The organism is Falsirhodobacter deserti, from assembly GCF_004015795.1.
GTDB lineage: Bacteria > Pseudomonadota > Alphaproteobacteria > Rhodobacterales > Rhodobacteraceae > Falsirhodobacter > Falsirhodobacter deserti.
This window is the reverse complement of record NZ_ML137218.1, coordinates 242,949-264,787: the sequence shown is the minus strand read 5'-3', so window position 1 is coordinate 264,787 and position 21,839 is coordinate 242,949. Positions and strand designations below refer to the sequence as shown.

Genomic DNA, 21,839 nt, shown 5'->3' with positions numbered 1-21,839 from the left:
AAAAAAACCTCTTTCCCCTTATGGGTCGCATTCGCTCCGAAAGGATAACATGACACTCACATTCGGAACGTCCGGCCTTGCCCGCGCCGCGCATCTGCGGGCCGATCCACCAGCCGCCACGCGGGTTCTTGCCCTGTGGCGCGGCAATGTGCCGGTTCAGGGGTCACGCCTGGTGTGGCTGCCGCCGCAAAGCCCCGTCTTTGCCCACGCAGGGCCGGCGCTGTTTCTGGGATATGATGCGGAAGGACCGCTTCACGCCCGCGACATTTCCGACTGGTCGCCCGAGGCGGGAACAGCCGGGCTGGAAGCCCCCTTCGCTGCGGGGCTGCAACCACATCCCGAGCTGCCGGCAGATGCAGGTTTCACCGCCCTGCGCGACGTGATGGCACAGCTGACGGTGCCCGAAGCAGAAGCCGCGGCCACAGCCAAGGCCCTGGTCCACTGGAACCGGAGCCATCGGTTCTGCGCCTCGTGCGGGCACCCATCCGACATGGTTCAAGCAGGATGGCAACGGAACTGCCCCGCCTGTGCGACGCAGCATTTCCCCCGCACCGATCCCGTGGTCATCATGCTGGTGCTGGACGGGGACCGGCTGCTTCTTGGCCGGTCTCCGGGATGGCGGTCTGGGCTGTATTCGTGCCTTGCCGGCTTTGTCGAGCCCGGCGAGACGGTGGAAGCTGCCGTCCGCCGCGAGGTGATGGAGGAAACGGGAGTCGGCGTCGGCCATGTCCGCTATCTGTGCAGCCAGCCCTGGCCCTATCCCGCGTCTTTGATGCTGGGCTGCGTCGGTCAGGCCACCAGCACCGACATTACCATCGATCCGGCCGAAATCGAGGCCGCCCGCTGGGCCGACAAGGCGGAGGTGATGGAGGCGATGATCGGCCGCCATCCAGACGTTTCGTTGCCGCCCGAGGGCACCATCGCGCACCATGTCATCACGCGCTGGCTTGCGGATGATCTGGATTGATCCCAAAGTCGTGAGGGTTCATCGGGACGGAGAAACATGAAGTTCACCAGCACGGGCGACATCAACGCCCCCACCGAATACGTTTTCGCCAGGATGTCGGACTTCGAGGCGTGGGAACGTTCGATCCGCAAGCGCAACACTGTCGCCACCCGCAGCCCCGGCCCCATCCAGCCGGGCACCACTTGGAACGCGCAGTTCCGCCTGCGCGGGGCGATGCGCAACATGACGGTGACACTGGTGTCGGTGGATCCGGGGCGGCAGATCCGGCTGGCGCTGGCCGACCCGTCGCTGGACGTGGACATCGTGCTGGACCTCCTGGCGCTGGCCCCCGAACAGTCGCGCGTCGTGGCGACGCTGGACCTGCGCCCGCGCAACCTGACGGCGCGGCTTCTGGTGCAATCGCTGCGGCTGGCCCGGACGAAGGTGCAGGGCCAGCTTGACCAACGCATCGCCCAATGGGCCCGCAACGTTTCCGATGAATCCCGGGTCCGGGGCACGGCTGCGGCACAATAATCGAAAAAAGATGCTTGACGCCGCCGCGCAGGTCGCATACCTGTCCGCCCCGATGGCGGAGTAGCTCAGCTGGTTAGAGCGGAGGAATCATAATCCTTAGGTCGGGGGTTCAAATCCCTCCTCCGCTACCATCACGAAATGGCCCGCGCCCGTCGCGGGCCTTTTCGTTATCGTGCGACCGGAACAGGATGGCATCATGACCGTGGAACGCCCGCAACTGACCCCGCCCGATGGCGAGAAGAAGGTTCTTCTGCATTCCTGCTGCGCCCCCTGTTCGGGCGAAGTGATGGAAGCGATGACCGCCTCCGGCATCGATTACACCATCTTCTTCTATAACCCGAACATCCACCCGAAGAAGGAATACCTTCTGCGGAAGGACGAAAACATCCGCTTTGCGGAAAAGCACGACATCCCCTTCATCGACGCCGATTACGACGCCGACAACTGGTTCTCCCGCGCGAAGGGGATGGAGTGGGAGCCCGAGCGCGGCATCCGCTGCACCATGTGCTTCGACATGCGGTTCGAACGGACGGCCCTTTACGCCCACGAAAACGGTTTTCCGGTCATCACCTCCAGCCTTGGCATCTCGCGCTGGAAGAACATGACGCAGATCAACGATTGCGGCCACCGTGCGGCGGCACCTTATGACGGCGTGCAGTACTGGGACTTCAACTGGCGCAAGGGCGGCGGCGCTTCCCGCATGATCGAGATCTCCAAGCGCGAGGAGTTCTACATGCAGGAATATTGCGGCTGCATCTACTCGCTGCGCGACACCAACGATTTCCGCGTCAGCCGCGGGCGCGAGAAGATCAAGATCGGCACGATGTTCTATGGGCAGGAGCCGACCGACGAAGGTTAGGCCGTGGCGGCCTTTGTCTGCCGGATGCGCCGGATGAAGGCCAGCACGAACACCCCGGTCAGGATCAGCACGATCGTCGGGGCCGGTGCGCTGTCGATCCAGAAGCTGGCATAGGTGCCCACAAGCATTGACCCGGTGCACACCGCCACGGCCACTGCCATCATCCGCCCGAAGCTGCGCACCAGCAGGAACGCCGTGGCACCCGGCGTGATCAGAAGGGCCACTGCAAGGATCATCCCGACCGATGACAGCGTGGCCACGATGGTCAGCGACAGGATGGCCAGCAGGCCGTAATGCAGCGTGCGGACCGGCAGCCCGCTGGCCTGCGCCTGTGCCGGATCGAAGGCGTGCAACAGAAAGTCGCGCCATTTCAGTAGAAGGATCGCGGTAACGCCAAGGCTGATCGCACCGGCCAACCACAGATCCCCGGTATCGACCCCCAGCATGTTGCCGTAAAGGATGTGGTCAAGGTGCTGGTCCGACGGGAAGGTCGTGTAAAGGATCACCCCGACCGCGAACATGCCGGAATAAACCGTGCCCATGATCGTGTCGCGCTTCACACGGCTGTTTTCGGCCAGAAAGCCGGTGGCCACGGCGGTGAACATGCCCGCCGCGAACGCCCCGATCACCAGCGGGATGCCGGCCAGCCATGACAGGACGATGCCGGGCAGCACGGCATGGCTGACCGCATCCCCCATCAGGGCCCAACCCTTCAGAACCAGGAAACAGGACAGCAGCGCCACCGGCACCGCCACGATCAGGCAGATCAGGAAGGCGTGCTGCATGAAGACGAACTGGAACGGCGTCAGGACGTTCATTCGGCCGCCTCCCGGCCACGGGCCCATGCGGCCAGCATCCCGTGGCGCGGCGCGAACAGGAAGGCGACAAGGAAGATCAGCGTTTGCAGCACCACGATCACGGCCCCGGTCGCCCCATCAAGGAAATAGCTGATATAGGCCCCGAAGAACCCGGTCATCGTGCCGATCGCGATGGAGGTGACGATCAGGCGCGGAAAACGGTCGCACAGCAGATAGGCCGTTGCCCCCGGCGTCACGACCATCGCGATCACCAGAAACGCCCCCACCGTTTGCATCGCGGCCACGATGGCTGCGGACAGCAGCACAAAGAACATGGCCTTCAACCGCTCGGGCCGCAGCCCGATGGAGCGGGCGTGGTTTTCATCAAAGAAGGTTACCATCAGGTCCTTCCACTTCAGCGCCATTACGCCAAGACAGACGACCCCGATGATGGCAAGCTGAAGCGTGTCCCCCGGCGTGATCAGCAGGATGTTTCCCATGGTGATGGCCGTGACGCTTATCGCCACGGGGTTGAGGGAAATCATGAACAGCCCCAGCCCGAAGAAGGCCGTGAAGATGATGCCGATGATCACATCCACCTTCAGACCGGACCGGTCCGAGAGGAACAGCATCGCCCCCGCCGCCAGCCCGCCCGCAAGAAACGCGCCCAGCGCGAAGGGCAGCCCCAGCATGTAGGCCCCTGCCACACCCGGCACGACCGAATGGCTCAGCGCGTCGCCGATCAGCGACCAGCCCTTCAGCATCAGATAAGCCGACAGGAATGCGCAGACGGCCCCCACCAGCGCCGAGACCCACATCGCGTTCATCATGTATTGATAGGTGAAGGGCTCCCACAGCACGCTCATTCGCCGCCCTTCCGCATCCGGTCGCCGTAATGGACGATGGGGCGTTCATCATCGGAAATGACGGTCAGCTCCCGCGGGTCGTCATCATCGTGCAGCGCGGTGCCTTGCAGGGTGAAGTGACGCAGCACGCCGCCGAAAGCCTGTTCCAGATTTTCGCGGGTGAACGTCGTTTCGGTTGGCCCATGCGCAAGCACCGTGCGATTGACCAGCACCACCCGGTCGCAAAACTCCGGCACGGAACCAAGGTTGTGGGTGGAAACCAGCATCACCCGTCCCTCGCTCCGCAACTCGCGCAGAAGAACGATGATCTGGTCCTCGGTCTTCACGTCGACGCCGGTGAAGGGTTCATCCAGCAGGATCACCTGCCCGTCCTGTGCCAGCGCGCGAGCCAGAAAGACGCGCTTCTTCTGCCCGCCCGAAAGCTCTCCGATCTGGCGGTGGCGGAAGTCCTGCATGTTCACGCGGGCCAGCGCGGCGTCCACCGCCGCATGATCGGCAGCCGAGGCTCGACGTAGAAAGCCCATATGGCCATAGCGACCCATCATCACCACATCCTGCACCAGAACGGGGAACGCCCAATCCACCTCCTCGGACTGGGGAACATAGGCGACGATGTTCTTCTTCAACGCTTCGCGCACCGTCATGCCCAGAAGGCGGATGCTGCCGGCAGAGGCAGGCACGAAGCCCATGATCGCCTTGAACAGCGTGGATTTGCCTGCCCCGTTCACCCCCACTAGGGCCGTGACCGTGCCACGCGGGATGGCGAAGCTGGCATCGTGCAGGGCCGTGTGCCCGTTGCGATAGGTTACGGTAACGCCGTCGGCGGTGATGCCGTCCAACTCACTCATCCGCGGTCAGCCCCTTGGCAATGGTTTCGGAGGTGACGCGCAGCAGGTCCAGATATGTCGGCACCGGCCCATCGCCGTCCGACAGCGAGTCCACGTAAAGCATCCCCGCATATTCGGCGTCGGTGTTGCGCGCTACCTCCTTGGCGGGGTTCTGGCTGACGGTGCTTTCGCAGAACACCGCCGGCACATGATGTTCGCGCACCGCGTCGATCACCTGCCGGATCTGGCGGGGCGTGCCCGTCTGTTCGGAATTGATCGGCCAAAGGTAAAGCTCGTTCAGGCCGTAATCGCGGGCAAGATAGCCAAAGGCCCCTTCGCAGGTGACCAGCCAGCGGCGGTTTTCCGGAATCGCCTGAAGCGACGCACGGATCGGGCCGATGGCGTCCTGCAATTGCTGCTTATAGGCAGCGGCATTCGCCTCATACACCTCGGCATGTTCGGGATCGTGCTCCTGAAACGCATTGCGGATGTTGTCGACATAGATCATCGCGTTGGACAAGCTCATCCACGCATGGGGATTGGGCATCCCGTCATAATCGCCGCCGGTGATGGAAACCGGCGTCACCCCCTGGCTGACGGTTACCGAAGGCACGTTGCCCAGATTGGACAGGAACTGTTCGAACCAGCGTTCAAGGTTCAGCCCGTTCCACAGGATCAGATCGGCATCCTGCGCGGCCACGATATCGCGCGGCGTCGGCTCATAGCCGTGGATCTCGGCGCCCGGCCGGGTGATGGAGACGACTTCGGCCGCGTCCCCCGCCACGTTGCGCGCCATGTCGGCGATCACGGTGAAAGTGGTGGCGACCTTGAATTCCTGCGCCTGCGCAGCGACCGCCATCATCGAGAACCCGAGGGCAAGCATCAAACGCATCAGTCTCTCCTGTCAGTTCGACAGGATGAAATGTGCGAACGATTCTCAACAAGTCAAGGTTCGTGCGTAAGGGACGCATCGAAGGCCGGATATGAAAACACCCCCGACCGGACCGGACGGGGGTGCAAGAAAAGAGATAAAGGGGAAGGATCAGTCCTTCGCACGCTCCACATAGGTTTTGTCTTCGGTATTGATCACGACGCGGGTTCCTGCACCGATATGCGGCGGCACCATGATGCGAAGGCCGTTCGTGCACATCGCCGGCTTATAGGACGAGGAAGCCGTCTGCCCCTTCACCACAGGCTCGGTTTCCGAAATCTCCACCGTGACCTTCTGCGGCAGCGAGATGGCGATGGCCACGCCATCATGCGTCTGCAGGTAGGCCTTGATGCCTTCGGTCAGGAACACCTTGTCCTCGCCGACCACCTCCTGCGAGACGGCCAGTTGTTCATAGGTGTTCGGCTCCATGAAGTGGAAGCCTTCGCCGTCCTCGTAAAGGAAATCGTATTCCCGCTCGTCCACGAGGGCTTTTTCCACCATCTCGGTCGTGCGCCAGCGTTCAGCCACCTTCACCCCGTCCGAGATGCGGCGCATGTCGACGGAGGTCGTGGGCGTGCCCTTGCCGGGGTGGAAGTTTTCGGCCTTCAGAACGACATAGAGACGGCCTTCCATCTCGACGACATTGCCCTTGCGAAGGGAGGATGCGATGACTTTCACGAAAATGTCCTTGTGATGCGGCCCGCTTGACGGGATTTGCCGCCTGATCTAGCGCATATCGCCGCAAATCGGAAGCCCATAGCCATGACCGACACCCCTTGGTGGAACGCCCGCCGCCATGCCGACCGCCGTCCCGCCCTTCTGGCGCGCAACCGCATCCGGCGTGCGCTGGGTGCATGGCTGGAGGATGAGGGCTTCATCGAGGTCGATCCTGCCGCGCTTCAGGCCAGCCCGGGAAACGAGACGCATCTGCATGCCTTTGGAACGCAGGCCATCGGCAATGACGGCCGGCCGCGGCCGATGTATCTGCACACCTCGCCGGAGTTTGCGATGAAGAAGCTGCTGGCGGCGGGAGAGACGCGGATTGCCGCCTTCTCGCATGTGTGGCGCAACCGCGAGCGGGGGGCCTTGCACAGCCCGGAATTCACCATGCTGGAATGGTATCGCGTGGGGCAGGACTACACGGTGCTGATGAACGATTGCGCAGCCTTCCTGCGGCTGGCCGCCGAAGCGGCGGGAAGCACGGTGCTGCGCTTCCGGGACCATGCCTGCGATCCCTTCGCGCAACCGGAGCGGTTGTCCGTGGCCGATGCCTTTGCGCGGGCGGGGGTGGATCTTCTGGCCACCGTCACCCCGGAAGGCACTGATCGCGATGCCCTGGCCGCGCAGGCGCCATTGCGGGTGGACGCGGATGATACGTGGTCCGACATCTTCTCACGCATCCTGTCGGAAAAGATCGAGCCGCATCTGGGCCATGGCCGCCCCACGATCCTTGACCGCTATCCCGTGGCCGAGGCGGCACTGGCGCGCCCTGCCGAGGATCCCCGCGTTGCCGAACGGTTCGAACTTTATGCCTGCGGGGTGGAACTTGCGAACGGATTTGGCGAATTGACGGACCCCGCAGAGCAGCGCCGCCGCTTTCTGGCCGAGATGGACGAAAAGGCCCGCATCTATGGCGAGCGTTATCCGCTGGACGAGGATTTTCTTGCCGCCTTGCACCACATGCCACCCGCCAGCGGCATCGCGATGGGATTCGACCGCCTTGTGATGCTGGCCACGGGTGCGCCCGGGATTGATGCGGTACTTTGGACGCCGGTGGGCTAGTCCTCCGGCTCCTCGTGGCAGATGACGGTGAAGGTGCGCAGATCATGGGGGCCGAAGCTGTGCAGCATGGCGACATCCGCCGCATCACGCCCGACGGCGATGTTGATCCGACCGATGCGCGGGATGTTGTGGCGGGCATCGAAGGGATACCAGTTTCCGTCCAGCCACACCTCGAACCAGGCCGAAAAATCCATCGGCCCGCCCGCCGGCACCCCGATATCGCCCAGATACCCGTTCACATAGCGGGCAGGGATCGACAATGCGCGGCACAGCGCAATCGCGGAGTGGGCAAAATCCCGGCACACGCCCTGCCCTTCATGCAGCGCGCCCTGCGCGGTTCGGGTGGCACTGGCGCTGTAGTAGTCGAAGCGGACACGCTGGTGCACGTAATCGCAGATCGCCTGCACCCGGGACCAGCCGGGCGGAAGATGGCCGAAATTCTCCCATGCGAAAGCGGCAAGGCTGTCACTTTCGCAATATCGGCTGGGCAGCAGGAACTGCAAAAGCCCTGACGGGATATTGGCGATCGGCACCTCGCCTGCATCGGCATGGACCGGATCGGCAAACCCGTGATCCCGCATTAGCCCTTCGCCACGGATGCGGGTTTCACCCGCAGGCGCGGTGAACCGAAGGCACCGATTGCCGAAGGCATCAAGAAAGGGCGTCACGGGGATGCCGCCCGAAACCTCCACGATCTCCTCGCCATGCAGATCCTTGTGCCGCTCGGGGCGGACAGACATGCAGGCCAGAAAATGCGTCGGCTGGGCGCAAGCCACCGCGATATCAAAGCCGAACCGAATCCGCATGTCGCCCTCCGCAGCAAGCACAGACTGGAAACGCGCGGCAGGAAGGCCGGTTCCGTCAGGCCCGCTTCAGGCGGATGACCACGTCGACCCGGCTGAGCTTTGCCCCTTTGGGCAGCTTGGGAAGCTGTGCGATGCGGAACTGCTCCGCCGGGGCGTCCGTCACCTCGGCCGTGTCTTCCCAGAAGAAATGCGGGTGATCATCGATGCGCGTGTCGAAATAGCTTTTCGACCCGTCAACCACCACTTCCTGCATGATGCCTGCATCGCAGAAGGCACGAAGCGTATTGTAAACCGTGGCAAGGCTTACCTTTTCACCCGTGGCCGAGCATGCGGCGAACAGGCTTTCGGCAGTGACATGTCGATCCTGCCCGTCCCCCACAAGAAGCGCCGCCAGCGCCACACGCTGGCGCGTCGGGCGCAATCCGCCCCCTGCCAGCCATTCCGTTCCGCGTTCAATTGCCGTCTGGGTCATCGTTGCGTCACCTTTCAGCCTTCCTATATCGTGACGGACCGCAGGGATTCAAACGGAATCCCCCCGCACTTGCCACCCGTTCGGCGGCGGTGATAAAGGGGGGCGGAATATCTATGGGGAGCCTTGATGGCGGATTATCCGACGAGTTTCGACAAGGAAGCACTTCTGGCCTGCGCGCGCGGGGAACTGTTTGGTCCCGGCAACGCCCAGCTTCCCGAACCGCCGATGCTGATGATGGACCGCATCACGGAGATTTCCGAAGACGGGGGCGCACATGGCAAAGGCCATGTCGTGGCCGAATTCGATATCCATCCCGACCTGTGGTTCTTCAGCTGCCATTTCCCGGGCAATCCGATCATGCCGGGCTGCCTTGGTCTTGACGGATTGTGGCAGCTTACCGGCTTCAACCTTGGCTGGCGCGGCTGGAAGGGGCGCGGTTACGCGCTGGGCGTGGGCGAGGTGAAGCTGACGGGCATGGTGCGGCCCGACCGCAAGATGCTGCGGTATCAAGTCGACTTCACCAAAGCCGTACAGACGCGCCGCCTGACAATGGGCGTGGCCGATGGCCGCGTCGAGGCGGATGGCGAAGTCATCTATCAGGTCAAGGACATGAAGGTCGCTCTCTCGGAGAGCTGACCGGAAACCGGAAGGAATAAAAGCCATGCGTCGCGTCGTCATCACCGGCATCGGCATCGTATCGCCCATCGGCAACAACCCCGCCGAGGTGGAAGCCTCGTTGCGGGCGGGCCGTTCGGGCATCGTGTTTTCACCCGAATATGCCGAACACGGCTTCCGCAGCCAGGTTCACGGCATGCCGCAGATCAAGCTGGAAGACCATATCGACAAGCGCGACCTGCGCTTCATGGGTGCCGGCGCAGCCTATAACTTCATCGCCATGGAACAGGCGATCGCCGATTCGGGGCTGGAGCCGAACGAGGTTTCGAACGACCGCACGGGCTTGGTCATGGGTTCGGGCGGGCCGTCCACCTCGAACTTCTTCTCGGCCCACCAGACGGTGATCCAGAAGGGCAGCCCCAAGCGGATGGGCCCGTTCATGGTGACGCGCTGCATGTCGTCCACCAACTCGGCCACGCTGGCCACGCCGTTCAAGATCCGAGGCGTGAACTACTCCATCACCTCGGCTTGCTCCACCAGCGCGCATTGCATCGGCAACGGTGTGGAACAGATTCAGCTGAACAAGCAGGACGTGGTTTTCGCCGGCGGCGGCGAGGAACTGGACTGGACCCTGTCCTGCCTGTTCGACGCGATGGGTGCGATGTCGTCGAAATACAACGACACGCCCGAAAGCGCCTCGCGTCCGTATGACGCGACGCGCGACGGCTTCGTGATCGCAGGCGGCGGCGGCGTCGTCGTGCTGGAGGAGCTGGAGCATGCCCTTGCCCGCGGCGCCAAGATCTATGGCGAAGTGACGGGGTATGGCGCGACGTCGGACGGTTATGACATGGTGGCACCTTCGGGCGAAGGCGGCGAGCGGTCCATGCGCCTTGCGGTGGCAACACTGCCGGAAGGCCGCAAGATCGACTATATCAACAGCCACGGCACCTCCACCGGCGTGGGTGACATCACCGAGATGAAGGCCATCCGCCGTGTCTTCGGCGAAGGATCCACCCCGCCCGTGGCATCGACGAAATCGCTGACGGGCCATTCGCTCGGTGCGACAGGCGTACACGAAGCGATCTATTCGCTGCTGATGATGAACGGCAACTTCATTGCCGCTTCGGCCAATGTCACCACGCCCGACCCCGAACTTCATGAAGGCGAGATCGTGACATCACTGCGTGAAAACGTCACACTCGATTCGGTCCTGTCCAACAGCTTCGGCTTCGGCGGCACCAACGCCACGCTCGTGATGAGCAAATATCGTTAAGGAAAGCCAATGGCCGAGCTTTTGTCAGGGAAACGCGGTGTCGTCATGGGCGTTGCGAACGACCGCTCCATCGCATGGGGAATCGCGAAGGCCATGGCGGCCGAAGGGGCCGAGCTGGCTTTCACCTATCAGGGTGAGGCCTTCGGCAAACGGCTGACGCCGCTCGCGGCGTCGGTCGGTTCGTCCATCCTGCTGGACGTGGATGTGACGAACGATGCCAGCATGGACGCAGCTTTCGCAAGGCTGAAAGAAGAATGGGGCACGATCGACTTCATCGTCCACGCCGTTGCCTATTCCGACAAGACGGAACTTGCGGGCCGCTTCATCAACACCTCGCGCGAGAATTTCCGCAACTCGCTGACCATCTCCTGCTACAGCCTGATCGACGTGGCCAAGCGCGCGGCAGAGCTGATGCCCGACGGCGGCACGATCCTGACGCTGACCTATCAGGGTTCGAACGCCGTCACCCCCTACTACAACGTGATGGGCGTGGCGAAAGCGGCGCTGGAATCGGCAGTGCGGTATCTGGCGAACGATCTGGGCCCGCAGAAGATCCGTGTGAACGCGATCTCGCCCGGGCCGATGAAAACGCTGGCAGGCTCCGCCATCGCGGGGGCACGCGCCACGTTCCGTCACACCGAACAAAACGCGCCCCTGCGCGCCAACGCGACGCTGGAAACCATCGGCGGCACGGCCGTCTACCTCGCCTCCGACTATGGCAGCATGACGTCGGGTGAAGTGCTGCGCGTCGATGGCGGTTACCACGTTCTGGGCATGCCGCAACCGGCCTTCCTGAACGGGCATTGAAATCCCGCAGCTTCGGGTCATGTCGTCTTCAACAGGAGGACGTCATGACCTGATGACATTCAAAATCCCTGACGATAACGCCAGTCTGGATCGTGCCGAAATGGTGGGATCTGGAGCGGGCAGCGGGAATCGAACCCGCATCTTTAGCTTGGAAGGCTAAGGTCTTACCATTACACAATGCCCGCGCTGGAGGCTGTTATATGACCTTCTCCGGCGCCGCGCAACCCTCTGGAAGGAGTTGATTGCCATGTCGAAGCCGATCGCCATTGCCGTTCTGGTCGCCGCAGTTGTTGTTCTTGCCATCATCGGCTTTTCGCTGAACAGCGGCGGGCCCGAAGAAGATGCCGGCCCCGCCACGCCGCATGCCATTCAGCAAGAATGATTACTTCACCGTGATGCGGCCATCGGTCTGCGGCTGATAGGGTTGGTGGGCCTGAAGATATTCGGCCACCACCTCTGCCAGATCGGGGCCGTAGTCATAGGCGTCCCGCGCGTCTACCAGCATTGAATAGCCGTCCCCCCCATTGCGGACATAGTTGTTCGATACGGCCAGATACTCGGCCTCCGGATCCAGCGGTGCGCCCTGCACCGTCACGTCGGAAATCCGGCTGCCTGCGGGGGCTGCCGGATCAACCACGAAGGTCATCCCGGCCACCTGGGGGAAGCGGCCCGCGCCTTCTTCCATCTGGCTGACGCCATTTTCCAGCGCCGCCTGAAGCGCCTGCCCGTTGATGCGGAACGTGGAAAGGGTGTTCTGGAAGGGCAGAACCGTCAGAACCTCTCCCATCGTGACGGGGCCTTCATCGATTCCGGCACGCAGCCCGCCACCATTGACCAGCGCCACCTGCACGCCCTGATCGGCAACGCGGGCCAGTTGCGCTTCGGCAACAAGGTTGCCCATCGGGCATTCCTGCGTCCGGCAGGTTTCCTGCGTGATCGGGCCGGTCGCCTCGCCAACCACCTCTTCACGGATGGCCTGCAGCGGTTCGGCCAGTTCGGCCACCCGCGCAACGGTATCGGCATCCTCCTTCACCGCGGCGTCAAGCAGCAGCGGCGCCCCTTCGGCCGCAGTGACCCGCCCGTCATCATCGAAGGTCACCGTCAGTTCGCCCAGATACCTGCCATAGGCCTGCGCCGTCACGATCGGCACACCGTTCACCATCGTGGGATAGGCACCTTCGGCCTTGGGATCGGTGTTCGACAGAAGGGTGTGGCTGTGCCCGCCCACGATCACATCAACGCCCGAGGTGCTTTTCGCAACCTGCTGATCCTGAACATAGCCGGAATGGGACAACAGGATGATCTTGTCGATCCTTTCGGCCTGAAGCGCATCCACCTCGGCCTGAACGGCTTGGCTGGGGGCGCCGAAGGTCAGGTTGGGGCCGGGGCTGGTCAGTTCGGGGTTCGTTTGCGGGGTCAGGCCAATGATCCCGACGCGCTGGCCGCCAACTTCCACGATGGTGTGACGGGCGATCTTGCCCTTCAGCAGCGGCTCGTTCTCGGCATCCATGTTCGCGGCCAGCAACGGCGTTTCCACCGCATCGGCAAGCGCGGCCAGTTCCTTCGGGCCGTCGTCGAGTTCATGGTTGCCCACGGCCATGGCGTCATAGCCCAGCCGGTTGATGAACTCTGCCGCCGCCTCGTGCTTGTAGCGGGTATAGAACAGCGTCCCCTGGAACCAGTCGCCTGCATCAAGCAGCAGCGTGTTCCCGGCCCCGTCCCGCGCGTCCCTGACGGCAGTGACAAGGCGCGCAACGCCGCCGAAACATTCGCCCGCTGCGTTCTTTTCCGCGGCGCAGGGCGCGCCGGAGGATGTCGTCGGTTCGAACCGGTCATGCACATCGTTCGTGTGCAGGATGGTCAAGGTGAAATCGGCATGGGCCGCGCCGGCCCCTAGGGCAAGAACGGCGGCGGTGGCAAACATCATGGTCCGCATCAGGAACTCCCGTTTCCATAACGCGGGCAGAGTGCTGCGCCGCCCGCCCTCTGTCAAAGCGGGATTGACCGGCAGCCGAAATCGGCGCAAGAGACGACATGCTTATCTTCAAGATCTTCCGCCGCACCGAATGGGAAGCATTCCGCAACGCCGGTCATACGAACGGCGCACCGGTCGATCTTGCAGACGGATACATTCACATTTCCACCCCGGCGCAGGTTGCCGAAACCGCCGCGAAGCATTTTGCGGGGGAACGTGATCTGGTGCTGGTTGCGCTGGACGATGCTGCCCTTGGCCCCGCCCTGCGGTGGGAACCGTCGCGCGGCGGCCAGCTTTTCCCGCATCTTTACCGCCCGCTGACGCTGGATGATGTGGTCTGGGACAAGTCCCTGCCCCTTGGTGCGGCGGGCCATATCTTTCCGGAGGGTGTGGTTTGACCGGCACCATGGAACGCCTCGGCCTGTCGTTGCTCCACCGCATGGACCCCGAGCGGGCGCATCACTGGTCGCTGAACGCCCTTCGCGCAGGGCTTGCGCCCCTGCATGGCGCCCCGGCCACCGGCGCCCGCCTGGCAACCACGCTGGCAGGCATGCCGCTGGACAACCCGATCGGGCTTGCCGCCGGATATGACAAGAACGCGGTCGCCCTCGCCCCGCTGGTCCGCTCCGGTTTCGGTTTTCTGGAGGTGGGCGCGGCAACCCCCCGCCCCCAGCCCGGCAACCCCAAGCCGCGCCTGTTCCGGCTGACGGCGGATCGGGCAGCCATCAACCGGTTCGGGTTCAACAACGACGGTGCGGCCGCCATTTCTGCACGGCTGGCGATGCGGCCCGAAAGCCGCGTTCCCGTTGGCCTCAACCTTGGGGCGAACAAGGACAGCACCGATCGTGCCGCCGATTTCGCTGCTGTTCTGGCCTGCTGTGGCCCGCACGTGGATTTCGCGACGGTCAACGTCTCATCTCCCAACACCGAACGGCTGCGTGATCTGCAGGGCCGCGCGGCGCTGACGGCGCTGCTTGGGGGCGTGATGGAGGTGCGATCCACCCTTGCCCGCCCGATCCCCGTTTTCCTGAAGATCGCGCCCGACCTGAATGACGACGATCTGTCCGAGATCGCCGAGGTCGCGGCCGCTTCCGGCATCGCGGGCATCATCACGACGAACACCACCCTATCGCGCGAAGGGCTGACGGATCCGCAAAAGGATCAGGCCGGCGGCCTTTCCGGCGCGCCCCTGTTCGAACGGTCCACCCGCGTTCTGGCCCGCCTGTCACAGCTGACCGGGGGGCAACTGCCGCTGATCGGCGTGGGCGGCGTCGGGACGGCCGAACAGGCCTATGCCAAGATCCGCGCCGGCGCCTCGGCCGTGCAGATCTATACCGCGATGGTGTTCGAAGGCATTTCGATCGCGCCGGACGTTGCGCGGGGGCTGGACGCGCTGCTGGCGCGCGACGGCTTCGCCTCGGTCGCGAATGCCGTCGGCACCGATCGCGCAAGCTGGCTCTAGGCTTCAGAACGCCTTGAACGTCATCGTGGTCAGCGTGCGCTGGATATGCGGGATGTCGAACAGGCGTTCCGACAGCCAGTGGCCCACGTCCGAACCTTCGGGAAGATAAACCTTCGCCATCAGGTCCCATTCGCCCGAGGTGGAATAAAGCTCCGACACCACTTCGCGGTCATAGATCGCATCGGCCACCTCATAGGTTTTGCCGGGGGCGCAGCGGAACTGGACAAAGACGCAGATCATCGGATCATTCCTCGGGTTGAAGCTTCAGACGGGGGGCGGGTTTCGGCAGATCATCGGTGCCCAGTACGTCCTGCGGGCGGGCCAGCCGGTTGCGCACGATCCACAGAAGTTGTCGTTCCGCCCGCGTGATCGCAACATAGGCCAGGCGCTTCCACAAGGGCACGCCCGCCTCCATCCTGCCTGCCTGCGCGGCAGCGTAAAGATCGGGCGCGAAGACCTGCACCTTTTCCCATTGCGAGCCCTGCGCCTTGTGGATCGTGACGGCAGCACCATGCAGAAAGGTTGCGCCCATCCGGGCGGCGGCAGGGATGAAGGGTTCTTCCTCGTCGGGCTTTTCGATCTTGATGATCGACGCGGCAGAGATTTGCGGATCCTCCGCCCCCACCACATGCAGGCGCGCGAAACCGTCGCGGGTGCCCGGCCCCAGATAGATCACCTGCGCGCCCTTGATCAGGCCACGCGCTTCAAGGTCGATGCGCTTCTTGCGGTGTTTCAGCGGCAGCTCTATCCCGTCGCAGATCAGCGGCTCCCCCGGCAGCAGCGCGTCTTCGGGTGCCCCGTTGGCATTGCGGAAGGCCTGTATCAACCGGATGCGCGTGGCATTCCGCCAGACCAGCACGGGAGAGCGGGCCATCAGGTCGCAATCCACCCGCTGGGCCCAGACGACGCGTTCATCGCGGCGGGCCGCATCTTCCACCATCCGTTCGAACTGGTGGAAATCCACTTCAGGATCGGCCAGCGCATGGGCCAGATCAAGGATGGGGTTATCCTCGGCCTGCCGGTGGATGCGGTTCAGGATCAGCTTGCGCGGCTCTCCCAACCGGTCGAACACCATCTGGCCGGACTGGCCAACAGGCGCAAGCTGAGCCGGATCGCCAAACAGCACCAACGTGGGAAAGATTTCGCGCAGGTCGTCGAACTGACGTTCATCCAGCATCGAGGATTCGTCGACAAAGCCGACATCCAGCGGCTCTTCCCGCCGCTTCCAGCCGCGGATGAAGTCCGATCCGCGCAACCCGGCTGCAGCCAGCGCACCGGGGATCGAGGGCACCGTGTCATAGAATGCCTTCGCACGGTCCAGCGCCGCTTCGGTCATCCCCTCCACATCAACCGGGCGCTTGCCGGTACCAGCCAGCCATTCGGCCAGCGTTTCGTAATGCGGATCGTAAACGGGCGTGTAAAGGATGCGGTGGATCGTGGTTGCCGGAACCCCGCGCATCCGCAGAACCGAGGCCGCCTTGTTCGTGGGGGCAAGGACCGCCAGCGTCCGCCGTTCCTTGCGCTTCTTGGCTTCCCAATCGCCCGAGACGATGTCCACCCCCGCCTCTCGCATGGCCTTGGTCAGTTGCGCCAGAAGCAGCGTCTTGCCCGAACCTGCCTTGCCGATCACCGCCAGAACCGCAGACTTGCCTTCGGTGGCGGGCTGGTGGTGCCCATCCTCCAGATCGACACCCATGCCCTGCAACTGGGCGGACAGCCTGTCCCAAGCCTCGGCCTGGTCGTCAGAAAATGTGATGGCGGGAAGCGTCATGGCGCGACCATAACCGCCCCTTGCGCCCTGCGCCAGTCAATGCACGGACGGATCATCGCCGCGCGGACGGGCGGCAATCTCGGCCTCGGCCACGGGCAGCAGGGCTTCCACCCGTTCCGCCAGAACCGTCAACCCGTTCTGCATGGCATAGCTTTGCAGATCCTGAAGCACATCCAGGATCCAGTCATGCGCCAGTTTCGGTTCGTTCATCCGGTATCCTTTTCGCATCCGGCGCACTCGCCGCATCGCGGTCAAGCCGCTCCAAAACGCCTGCTGCATAGAAGGCAAGCAGTGCGCTCTTGCCCGGGGCAGGAACAAGCCGTCCGCCTTCTTCAACAAGGATACCGCGTTTTTCAAGCGTGCGCAGCCCTTGTGCTGCACCGGCCGCCATACCCCCTTCGGGAAGCAGCGCAATTGCGCCCATCCGTTCAAGCTGCGCCACCAGCGCGCGCACCGCTGCGTCAAGCCCGTGGCGGCTTGTCGGCGCACGCGAAACGGCGGCAGCGACCAGTGGAACGGGCAGAAGGGGCACCGTTCGCCCTACCTCGGCCATCAGGTGGCGGGCCAGTGCATCCGGTGCATTTCCGTGCGTCGCCCGCCAGCTTCTCAGCGATATGGGCGATCCGAAGGATACGCCCGCCGCGCCAAAACCGGCAAAACGGCCCCGAACCAGCCGCCAAAGCATCCGCACCACAAAGCCCACGATTTGCACCGGGCCGCCGCGGAACCTGCGCACGCCCGCCTCATCCGCCTCCACCAGCACACGATCTTCCAGCACGCGGTCATAGGCGATGCCAACCGGCACGAAAACCAGATCCCGTCCTTCCGCCGCCATGAGATAGCTGAGAAGCCCGATCTTCGGGCTGCCGATCCGCCCGTCCAGGCTGAGCCCTCCTTCGGGAAAGAAAGCCTGCGTCACCCCCGCCTCGGCCGACATCTGGACGTAACGTGCCAGAACCCGCCGATACAGCGGGCTGCGCGAGCGTCGACGTATGAAATAGGCCCCCATCGCGCGGATCAACGAGGAAAGCGGCCAGATGCGGGCCCATTCCCCCACGGCATAGGAAAGCGCGGACCGTTCCGCCACCAGCCACGTCACCAGCACGTAATCCATGTTGGAGCGGTGGTTCATCACGAAGACCACCGTCGCATCGCGGTCGATCAATTCCCCCTTGGCGGCAGACGGGGCGATACGAACATCGTAAAGCGACCGGCTGAACCGGCGGGCGAAGCGTGTGGCAAAACCGAAGTAGATGGTGGCGGAAAAGGCGGGAACGATCTCGCGCGCATAGGCGCGGGCCCGGTCGAACACCACATCCTCGCGCGATCCGGTGCTGCGGGCATGCCGCGCGACTGCGGAGCTGACCTGCGGATCGTGGGCCAAGCGCAGGATCATGTCCTGTCGGCGCATCAGCTTGAAGGGCTGGATCGGGCGGTCAAGCCGCTGGTTCAAACGCGCGACCACCCGTTCCATCCGCCGGCGCAGATACCAGCGGGCAGATGGCACCAGCACCCTGTCCAGCGCCGCCACGATGGCGAAGGCCAGAACAAGAACAAGAAGCCAGACGGGAAGTTCGACAGTGGCGGTCATGCGGGCACCTTAGGGGTGCCCGCAGTTATCGGCAATCAGGCGTGAATGGCACCGTCGCCGCAGGCCAGCGCAGCCTCGCGCACAGCTTCCGAGAAGGTGGGATGCGCATGGCAGGTCAGCGCCAGATCCTGCGCCGAAGCACCGAATTCCATCGCAACGCAAACCTCGTGGATCAGGTCGCCTGCTGCCGGGCCGATGATGTGGCAACCCAGAATGCGGTCGGTTTCCTTGTCGACGATGATCTTCACGAAGCCGTCTGCCTGGAAAACGGCCTTTGCACGAGCATTGCCCATGAAGGGGAACTTGCCGACCTTGTAGGCGCGCCCCTCTTCCTTCAGCATTTCTTCGGTATATCCGACAGCGGCCACTTCCGGCGTGGTATAGATCACGCCCGGAATGACGCCATAGTTCACATGGCCATGCTTGCCGGCAAGGATCTCGGCAACTGCCATCCCTTCATCCTCGGCCTTGTGGGCCAGCATCGCGCCGGGGATGCAGTCGCCAATGGCATAGATGCCCTTGACGCTGGTCTGGAAGTGATCGTCCGTCTTGATCTGACCGCGCGGCAACATTTCCACGCCAAGCGCTTCCAGCCCCAGACCTTCGGTGAAGGGCTGGCGGCCGGTGGACACCAGAACGGCATCGGCTTCGATGGATGCCTCCTTGCCGTCCTTGTTCATCTTGTAACGAACGGTGGCCTTGCCATCCGTCACGTCCACGCCCTGCACTGCAGCGCCCAGAACGAACTCGAAGCCCTGCTTGGTCAGGATCTTCTGGAACGCCTTGACGGTATCGCCATCGGTGCCCGGCAGGATCTTGTCCTGGAACTCCACTACCGTGACCTTGGCGCCCAGACGCTTGTAAACCGAGCCCATTTCCAGCCCGATGACGCCGGCACCGATCACCACCAGAGAGTCCGGGATCTTGTCCAGGCTCAGCGCGCCGGTGGAGGTGACGACCACCTTCTCGTCCACCTCGACGCCCGGCAGGCTTGCCGCAACCGAACCGGTGGAGATGACGATGTTCTTCGCCTCGTGCACCTCGTCGCCGACCTTGACCTTGCCCGCCTCGGGGATGGATCCCCAGCCCTTCAGCCAGGTGACCTTGTTCTTCTTGAACAGGAATTCGATGCCCTTGGTGTTTCCGTCCACCACGTCCTGCTTATAGGCCTGCATCTTCGACCAGTCGACGGTCGGGTTGGCGCCCATCAGGCCCATCTTTTCGAAGTTCTCGTGAACCTCGTGCAGGTGGTGGGTGGAATTCAGCAGCGCCTTGGACGGAATGCAGCCCACGTTCAGGCAGGTGCCGCCCAGCGTTTCGCGGCCTTCGACGCAGGCAACCTTCAGGCCAAGCTGCGCGCAATGGATGGCGCAGACATAGCCCCCCGGCCCGCCGCCGATCACGATCACATCAAAGCTTGCCATGAAGTCTCTCCCTCAGGAATGTCAGAACAGGGCGGCCAGGAACATGACGATCGTCGCCACGAGGCCGCACATGAAGATGATCGAGCGCCACGGCGCCCAACCTTTGTAATAAGCCGGAACATAAAGGATGCGCGCCAGAAGGTAGATCCACGCGCAAAGGTCCGTCAGCCAGAAGTCGCTGTCCGTCACATGTACGGCCAAGGCGGCCGCCGCAAACAGGACGAAATTATCAAGATGGTTGCGCATCGCGCGCTGCATGCGGCCGGTATCGGCCGCATAATCTGGTTCCCCGTCGCGAGGGCTGAGGTTGTATTCATGCCCCATGTCGCGATCCTGAAGCCGAGACGTGAACAGCACGATGCCGACGTAAAGAAGGCCCGAAAGGCAAAGAGCGACAATCTCGGCCATCACGCGGTCCTCAGGAAAGTTGCGGTCGTTGCTCCGCCGAAGGCGGTTTCCTTGGCCAGCCATTCTTCCGCGCGGGCCTTGTTGTGCACTTCCAGCAAGGCCACGGCAGCGCTGTGATCCACGGCACGCCAAAGCTGCAGCTGCGTCAGGCCGGAATTGGCGCGATCTTCCGCGCCAGAATCCCAAGCGGATTTCCAGCCGTCATAATCCGGCGTATCGATCTGAAGAAGCAGCTGCATGATGGTGCCTTTCCCGCAACGGGCGCGCGGGAATCGCGCGCCCTTTCAGGATCAACCGTGAACTCTGCTTACAGGTCCATCAGCAGGCGGCGGGGATCTTCCAGCGCCTCTTTCACGCGAACAAGGAAGGTCACCGCGCCTTTGCCGTCAACGATGCGGTGATCGTATGACAGCGCCAGATACATCATCGGACGGATGACGATCTGGCCGTTCACGACCATCGGGCGTTCCTGGATCTTGTGCATGCCCAGGATACCCGACTGCGGCGGGTTCAGGATCGGCGAAGACATGAGCGAGCCATAAACACCACCGTTGGAAATGGTGAACGAACCGCCCTGCATTTCTGCCATCGACAGCTTGCCGTCACGGCCACGCGCGCCCAGTTCGGCGATCTTCTTTTCGATCGCGGCAAAGCTCATCTGGTCGGCATCACGCACGACCGGAACGACCAGCCCCGAAGGCGTGCCCACGGCAACGCCCATGTGGACGTAGTTCTTGTAGATGACGTCGGTGCCGTCGATCTCGGCGTTGACGTCCGGAACTTCCTTCAGGGCGTGGCAGCAGGCCTTCACAAAGAAGGACATGAAGCCCAGCTTCACCTTGTGCTTCTTTTCGAACTGGTCCTTGTACTCGTTGCGCAAGGCCATGATCGCCGACATGTCCACCTCGTTATAGGTGGTCAGCATCGCGGCGGTGTTCTGCGCTTCCTTCAGACGACGCGCGATCGTCTGACGCAGGCGCGTCATCTTAACACGCTCCTCACGCGAGGCGTCGTCGGCCGGAACCGGCGAACGCGGCGCGGCGGCAGCGGCAGGCGCGGCCTTCGGCGCATTCATCGCCTTCAGCACGTCTTCCTTCATCACACGGCCATCGCGGCCCGAACCCTGAACCTGATCGCGGTTCAAGCCGGCTTCGGCCATTGCCTTCTTGGCCGAAGGTGCATCCTCGACCGATTTGCCGCCGGCCGATGCGCCATAGGATGCCGGTGCCGGAGCAGGCTCTGACGGGGCCGCGGGTGCAGCGACTGCGCCTTCGCCAGCCTGGATCACCGCAAGCTTCGCACCTGCCGGAACCGTGTCGCCTTCCTTGGCAACGATCTCACCAAGGATGCCCGCTGCGGGGGACGGAACCTCGACCGATACCTTGTCGGTTTCCAGTTCGCACAGCATCTCGTCCTGCGCCACTGCGTCGCCCGGCTTCTTGAACCAGGTGGCAACCGTCGCTTCCGAGACGCTTTCCCCAAGGGCGGGGACCATCACATCGACCATCTTCGCTTCTCCCGAACCGGACTGCTTGGTGCCGGTGTCTTCCGTCTTTGCCGGGGCGGCTGGTTTCGCCGCACCTTCGCCAATCTGCGCCAGCAGGGCATTCACGCCAACCGTTTCGCCCTCGGCGGCGACGATTTCCGTCAGGGTGCCGGCGGCAGGTGCAGGCACCTCCACCGTCACCTTGTC

General features: G+C 63.4%; 26 protein-coding genes and 2 tRNA genes. 11 read left to right on the top strand and 17 right to left on the bottom strand.

The window, feature by feature from the left end:
- Nucleotides 1-49: 49 nt before the first annotated feature.
- The 4 genes from nudC (at nt 50) to JX25_RS01325 (ending at nt 2,339) form a co-directional block, all read left to right on the top strand.
- A complete protein-coding gene (nudC, locus tag JX25_RS01340) occupies nt 50-967 on the top strand; it encodes an NAD(+) diphosphatase (protein ID WP_128253333.1) in 918 nt (305 codons plus the stop codon).
- 36 nt (nt 968-1,003) lie between these two features.
- On the top strand, nt 1,004-1,480 hold the full coding sequence (locus JX25_RS01335; protein ID WP_128253332.1) for an SRPBCC family protein: 477 nt from the start codon (nt 1,004-1,006) through the stop codon (nt 1,478-1,480).
- 54 nt (nt 1,481-1,534) lie between these two features.
- Nucleotides 1,535-1,611: transfer RNA gene (locus tag JX25_RS01330), tRNA-Met, on the top strand.
- Between the two features lie 65 nt (nt 1,612-1,676).
- The gene (locus JX25_RS01325; protein ID WP_128253331.1) at nt 1,677-2,339 is read left to right on the top strand and encodes an epoxyqueuosine reductase QueH; all 663 of its coding nucleotides are present in this window, start codon (nt 1,677-1,679) and stop codon (nt 2,337-2,339) included.
- Here JX25_RS01325 and JX25_RS01320 read toward each other — a convergent pair.
- The 5 genes from JX25_RS01320 to efp form a co-directional block, all read right to left on the bottom strand.
- Nucleotides 2,336-3,157: a metal ABC transporter permease gene (locus JX25_RS01320; RefSeq protein WP_128253330.1), complete on the bottom strand. Its 822-nt coding sequence runs from the start codon at nt 3,155-3,157 to the stop codon at nt 2,336-2,338. The two genes, JX25_RS01325 and JX25_RS01320, sit on opposite strands and share 4 nt — an antisense overlap.
- On the bottom strand, nt 3,154-4,002 hold the full coding sequence (locus JX25_RS01315) for a metal ABC transporter permease (RefSeq protein WP_128253329.1): 849 nt from the start codon (nt 4,000-4,002) through the stop codon (nt 3,154-3,156). The genes JX25_RS01320 and JX25_RS01315 overlap by 4 nt, the downstream gene beginning before the upstream one ends.
- A complete protein-coding gene (locus JX25_RS01310; protein ID WP_128253328.1) occupies nt 3,999-4,850 on the bottom strand; it encodes a manganese/iron ABC transporter ATP-binding protein in 852 nt (283 codons plus the stop codon). Before JX25_RS01310 ends, JX25_RS01315 begins: the two co-directional genes overlap by 4 nt.
- Nucleotides 4,843-5,721, bottom strand: a complete 879-nt coding sequence (locus JX25_RS01305; RefSeq protein WP_128253327.1) for a metal ABC transporter substrate-binding protein — start codon at nt 5,719-5,721, stop codon at nt 4,843-4,845. The genes JX25_RS01310 and JX25_RS01305 overlap by 8 nt, the downstream gene beginning before the upstream one ends.
- A 150-nt stretch (nt 5,722-5,871) precedes the next feature.
- Nucleotides 5,872-6,438 (bottom strand): elongation factor P, encoded by a 567-nt coding sequence (gene efp, locus JX25_RS01300; protein ID WP_128253326.1) that lies wholly within the window; start codon nt 6,436-6,438, stop codon nt 5,872-5,874.
- Nucleotides 6,439-6,522: 84 nt separating this feature from the next.
- Between efp and epmA the strand changes: the two genes are divergently transcribed.
- Nucleotides 6,523-7,542 carry an EF-P lysine aminoacylase EpmA gene (gene epmA, locus JX25_RS01295; protein WP_128253325.1) on the top strand — a complete coding sequence of 340 codons (1,020 nt, stop codon included), beginning with the start codon at nt 6,523-6,525 and terminating at the stop codon, nt 7,540-7,542.
- On the opposite strand, the gene JX25_RS01290 is transcribed toward epmA, so the two are convergent.
- Nucleotides 7,539-8,348 carry a transglutaminase-like domain-containing protein gene (locus tag JX25_RS01290; RefSeq protein ID WP_128253324.1) on the bottom strand — a complete coding sequence of 270 codons (810 nt, stop codon included), beginning with the start codon at nt 8,346-8,348 and terminating at the stop codon, nt 7,539-7,541. The two genes, epmA and JX25_RS01290, sit on opposite strands and share 4 nt — an antisense overlap.
- Nucleotides 8,349-8,403: 55 nt before the next feature.
- Entirely contained in the window at nt 8,404-8,820 is a 417-nt protein-coding gene (gene irrA, locus JX25_RS01285) for an iron response transcriptional regulator IrrA (RefSeq protein WP_128253323.1), read from the bottom strand.
- Nucleotides 8,821-8,946: 126 nt separating this feature from the next.
- Between irrA and fabA the strand changes: the two genes are divergently transcribed.
- Genes fabA through JX25_RS01270 form a run of 3 tightly spaced genes read left to right on the top strand, consistent with a single transcriptional unit; the run spans nt 8,947 to nt 11,515 of the window.
- Nucleotides 8,947-9,456 carry a bifunctional 3-hydroxydecanoyl-ACP dehydratase/trans-2-decenoyl-ACP isomerase gene (gene fabA / locus JX25_RS01280; protein WP_128253322.1) on the top strand — a complete coding sequence of 170 codons (510 nt, stop codon included), beginning with the start codon at nt 8,947-8,949 and terminating at the stop codon, nt 9,454-9,456.
- Nucleotides 9,457-9,481: 25 nt separating this feature from the next.
- Nucleotides 9,482-10,708 carry a beta-ketoacyl-ACP synthase I gene (gene fabB, locus JX25_RS01275; protein WP_128253321.1) on the top strand — a complete coding sequence of 409 codons (1,227 nt, stop codon included), beginning with the start codon at nt 9,482-9,484 and terminating at the stop codon, nt 10,706-10,708.
- A gap of 9 nt (nt 10,709-10,717) precedes the next feature.
- On the top strand, nt 10,718-11,515 hold the full coding sequence (locus JX25_RS01270) for an enoyl-ACP reductase FabI (RefSeq protein ID WP_128253320.1): 798 nt from the start codon (nt 10,718-10,720) through the stop codon (nt 11,513-11,515).
- Nucleotides 11,516-11,626: 111 nt separating this feature from the next.
- On the opposite strand, the gene JX25_RS01265 is transcribed toward JX25_RS01270, so the two are convergent.
- Nucleotides 11,627-11,700: transfer RNA gene (locus JX25_RS01265), tRNA-Gly, on the bottom strand.
- 62 nt (nt 11,701-11,762) lie between these two features.
- Here JX25_RS01265 and JX25_RS15220 point away from each other — a divergent pair.
- Nucleotides 11,763-11,897 carry a hypothetical protein gene (locus JX25_RS15220; protein WP_277750062.1) on the top strand — a complete coding sequence of 45 codons (135 nt, stop codon included), beginning with the start codon at nt 11,763-11,765 and terminating at the stop codon, nt 11,895-11,897.
- On the opposite strand, the gene JX25_RS01260 is transcribed toward JX25_RS15220, so the two are convergent.
- On the bottom strand, nt 11,898-13,451 hold the full coding sequence (locus tag JX25_RS01260) for a bifunctional metallophosphatase/5'-nucleotidase (RefSeq protein ID WP_128253319.1): 1,554 nt from the start codon (nt 13,449-13,451) through the stop codon (nt 11,898-11,900).
- A 98-nt stretch (nt 13,452-13,549) separates the two neighbouring features.
- On the opposite strand from JX25_RS01260, the gene JX25_RS01255 reads away from it, so the two are divergent.
- Complete coding sequence (locus JX25_RS01255; RefSeq protein WP_128253318.1) at nt 13,550-13,888, top strand: DUF952 domain-containing protein; 339 nt, start codon at nt 13,550-13,552, stop codon at nt 13,886-13,888.
- A gap of 8 nt (nt 13,889-13,896) precedes the next feature.
- On the top strand, nt 13,897-14,952 hold the full coding sequence (locus tag JX25_RS01250; protein ID WP_128255137.1) for a quinone-dependent dihydroorotate dehydrogenase: 1,056 nt from the start codon (nt 13,897-13,899) through the stop codon (nt 14,950-14,952).
- A 3-nt stretch (nt 14,953-14,955) separates the two neighbouring features.
- Here the strand turns inward: JX25_RS01250 and JX25_RS01245 are convergent, their stop codons facing one another.
- From JX25_RS01245 to odhB, 8 genes are all read right to left on the bottom strand, one after another.
- Nucleotides 14,956-15,192: an Lrp/AsnC family transcriptional regulator gene (locus JX25_RS01245; protein ID WP_128253317.1), complete on the bottom strand. Its 237-nt coding sequence runs from the start codon at nt 15,190-15,192 to the stop codon at nt 14,956-14,958.
- A gap of 4 nt (nt 15,193-15,196) precedes the next feature.
- A complete protein-coding gene (locus JX25_RS01240; RefSeq protein ID WP_128253316.1) occupies nt 15,197-16,723 on the bottom strand; it encodes an ATP-dependent DNA helicase in 1,527 nt (508 codons plus the stop codon).
- A 36-nt stretch (nt 16,724-16,759) separates the two neighbouring features.
- On the bottom strand, nt 16,760-16,933 hold the full coding sequence (locus tag JX25_RS14715) for a hypothetical protein (RefSeq protein WP_164876002.1): 174 nt from the start codon (nt 16,931-16,933) through the stop codon (nt 16,760-16,762).
- Entirely contained in the window at nt 16,908-18,314 is a 1,407-nt protein-coding gene (locus tag JX25_RS01235; RefSeq protein WP_128253315.1) for a 1-acyl-sn-glycerol-3-phosphate acyltransferase, read from the bottom strand. Before JX25_RS01235 ends, JX25_RS14715 begins: the two co-directional genes overlap by 26 nt.
- A 35-nt stretch (nt 18,315-18,349) precedes the next feature.
- On the bottom strand, nt 18,350-19,738 hold the full coding sequence (lpdA, locus tag JX25_RS01230; RefSeq protein WP_128253314.1) for a dihydrolipoyl dehydrogenase: 1,389 nt from the start codon (nt 19,736-19,738) through the stop codon (nt 18,350-18,352).
- 21 nt (nt 19,739-19,759) lie between these two features.
- On the bottom strand, nt 19,760-20,146 hold the full coding sequence (locus JX25_RS01225) for an MAPEG family protein (protein WP_164876028.1): 387 nt from the start codon (nt 20,144-20,146) through the stop codon (nt 19,760-19,762).
- Nucleotides 20,146-20,385, bottom strand: coding sequence for a hypothetical protein (locus JX25_RS01220; RefSeq protein ID WP_128253312.1), 240 nt, complete (start codon nt 20,383-20,385; stop codon nt 20,146-20,148). Before JX25_RS01220 ends, JX25_RS01225 begins: the two co-directional genes overlap by 1 nt.
- Nucleotides 20,386-20,453: 68 nt before the next feature.
- Nucleotides 20,454-21,839, bottom strand: a 1,386-nt coding sequence (gene odhB, locus JX25_RS01215; RefSeq protein ID WP_206611504.1) for a 2-oxoglutarate dehydrogenase complex dihydrolipoyllysine-residue succinyltransferase, incomplete at its 5' end; no start/stop codon positions are given.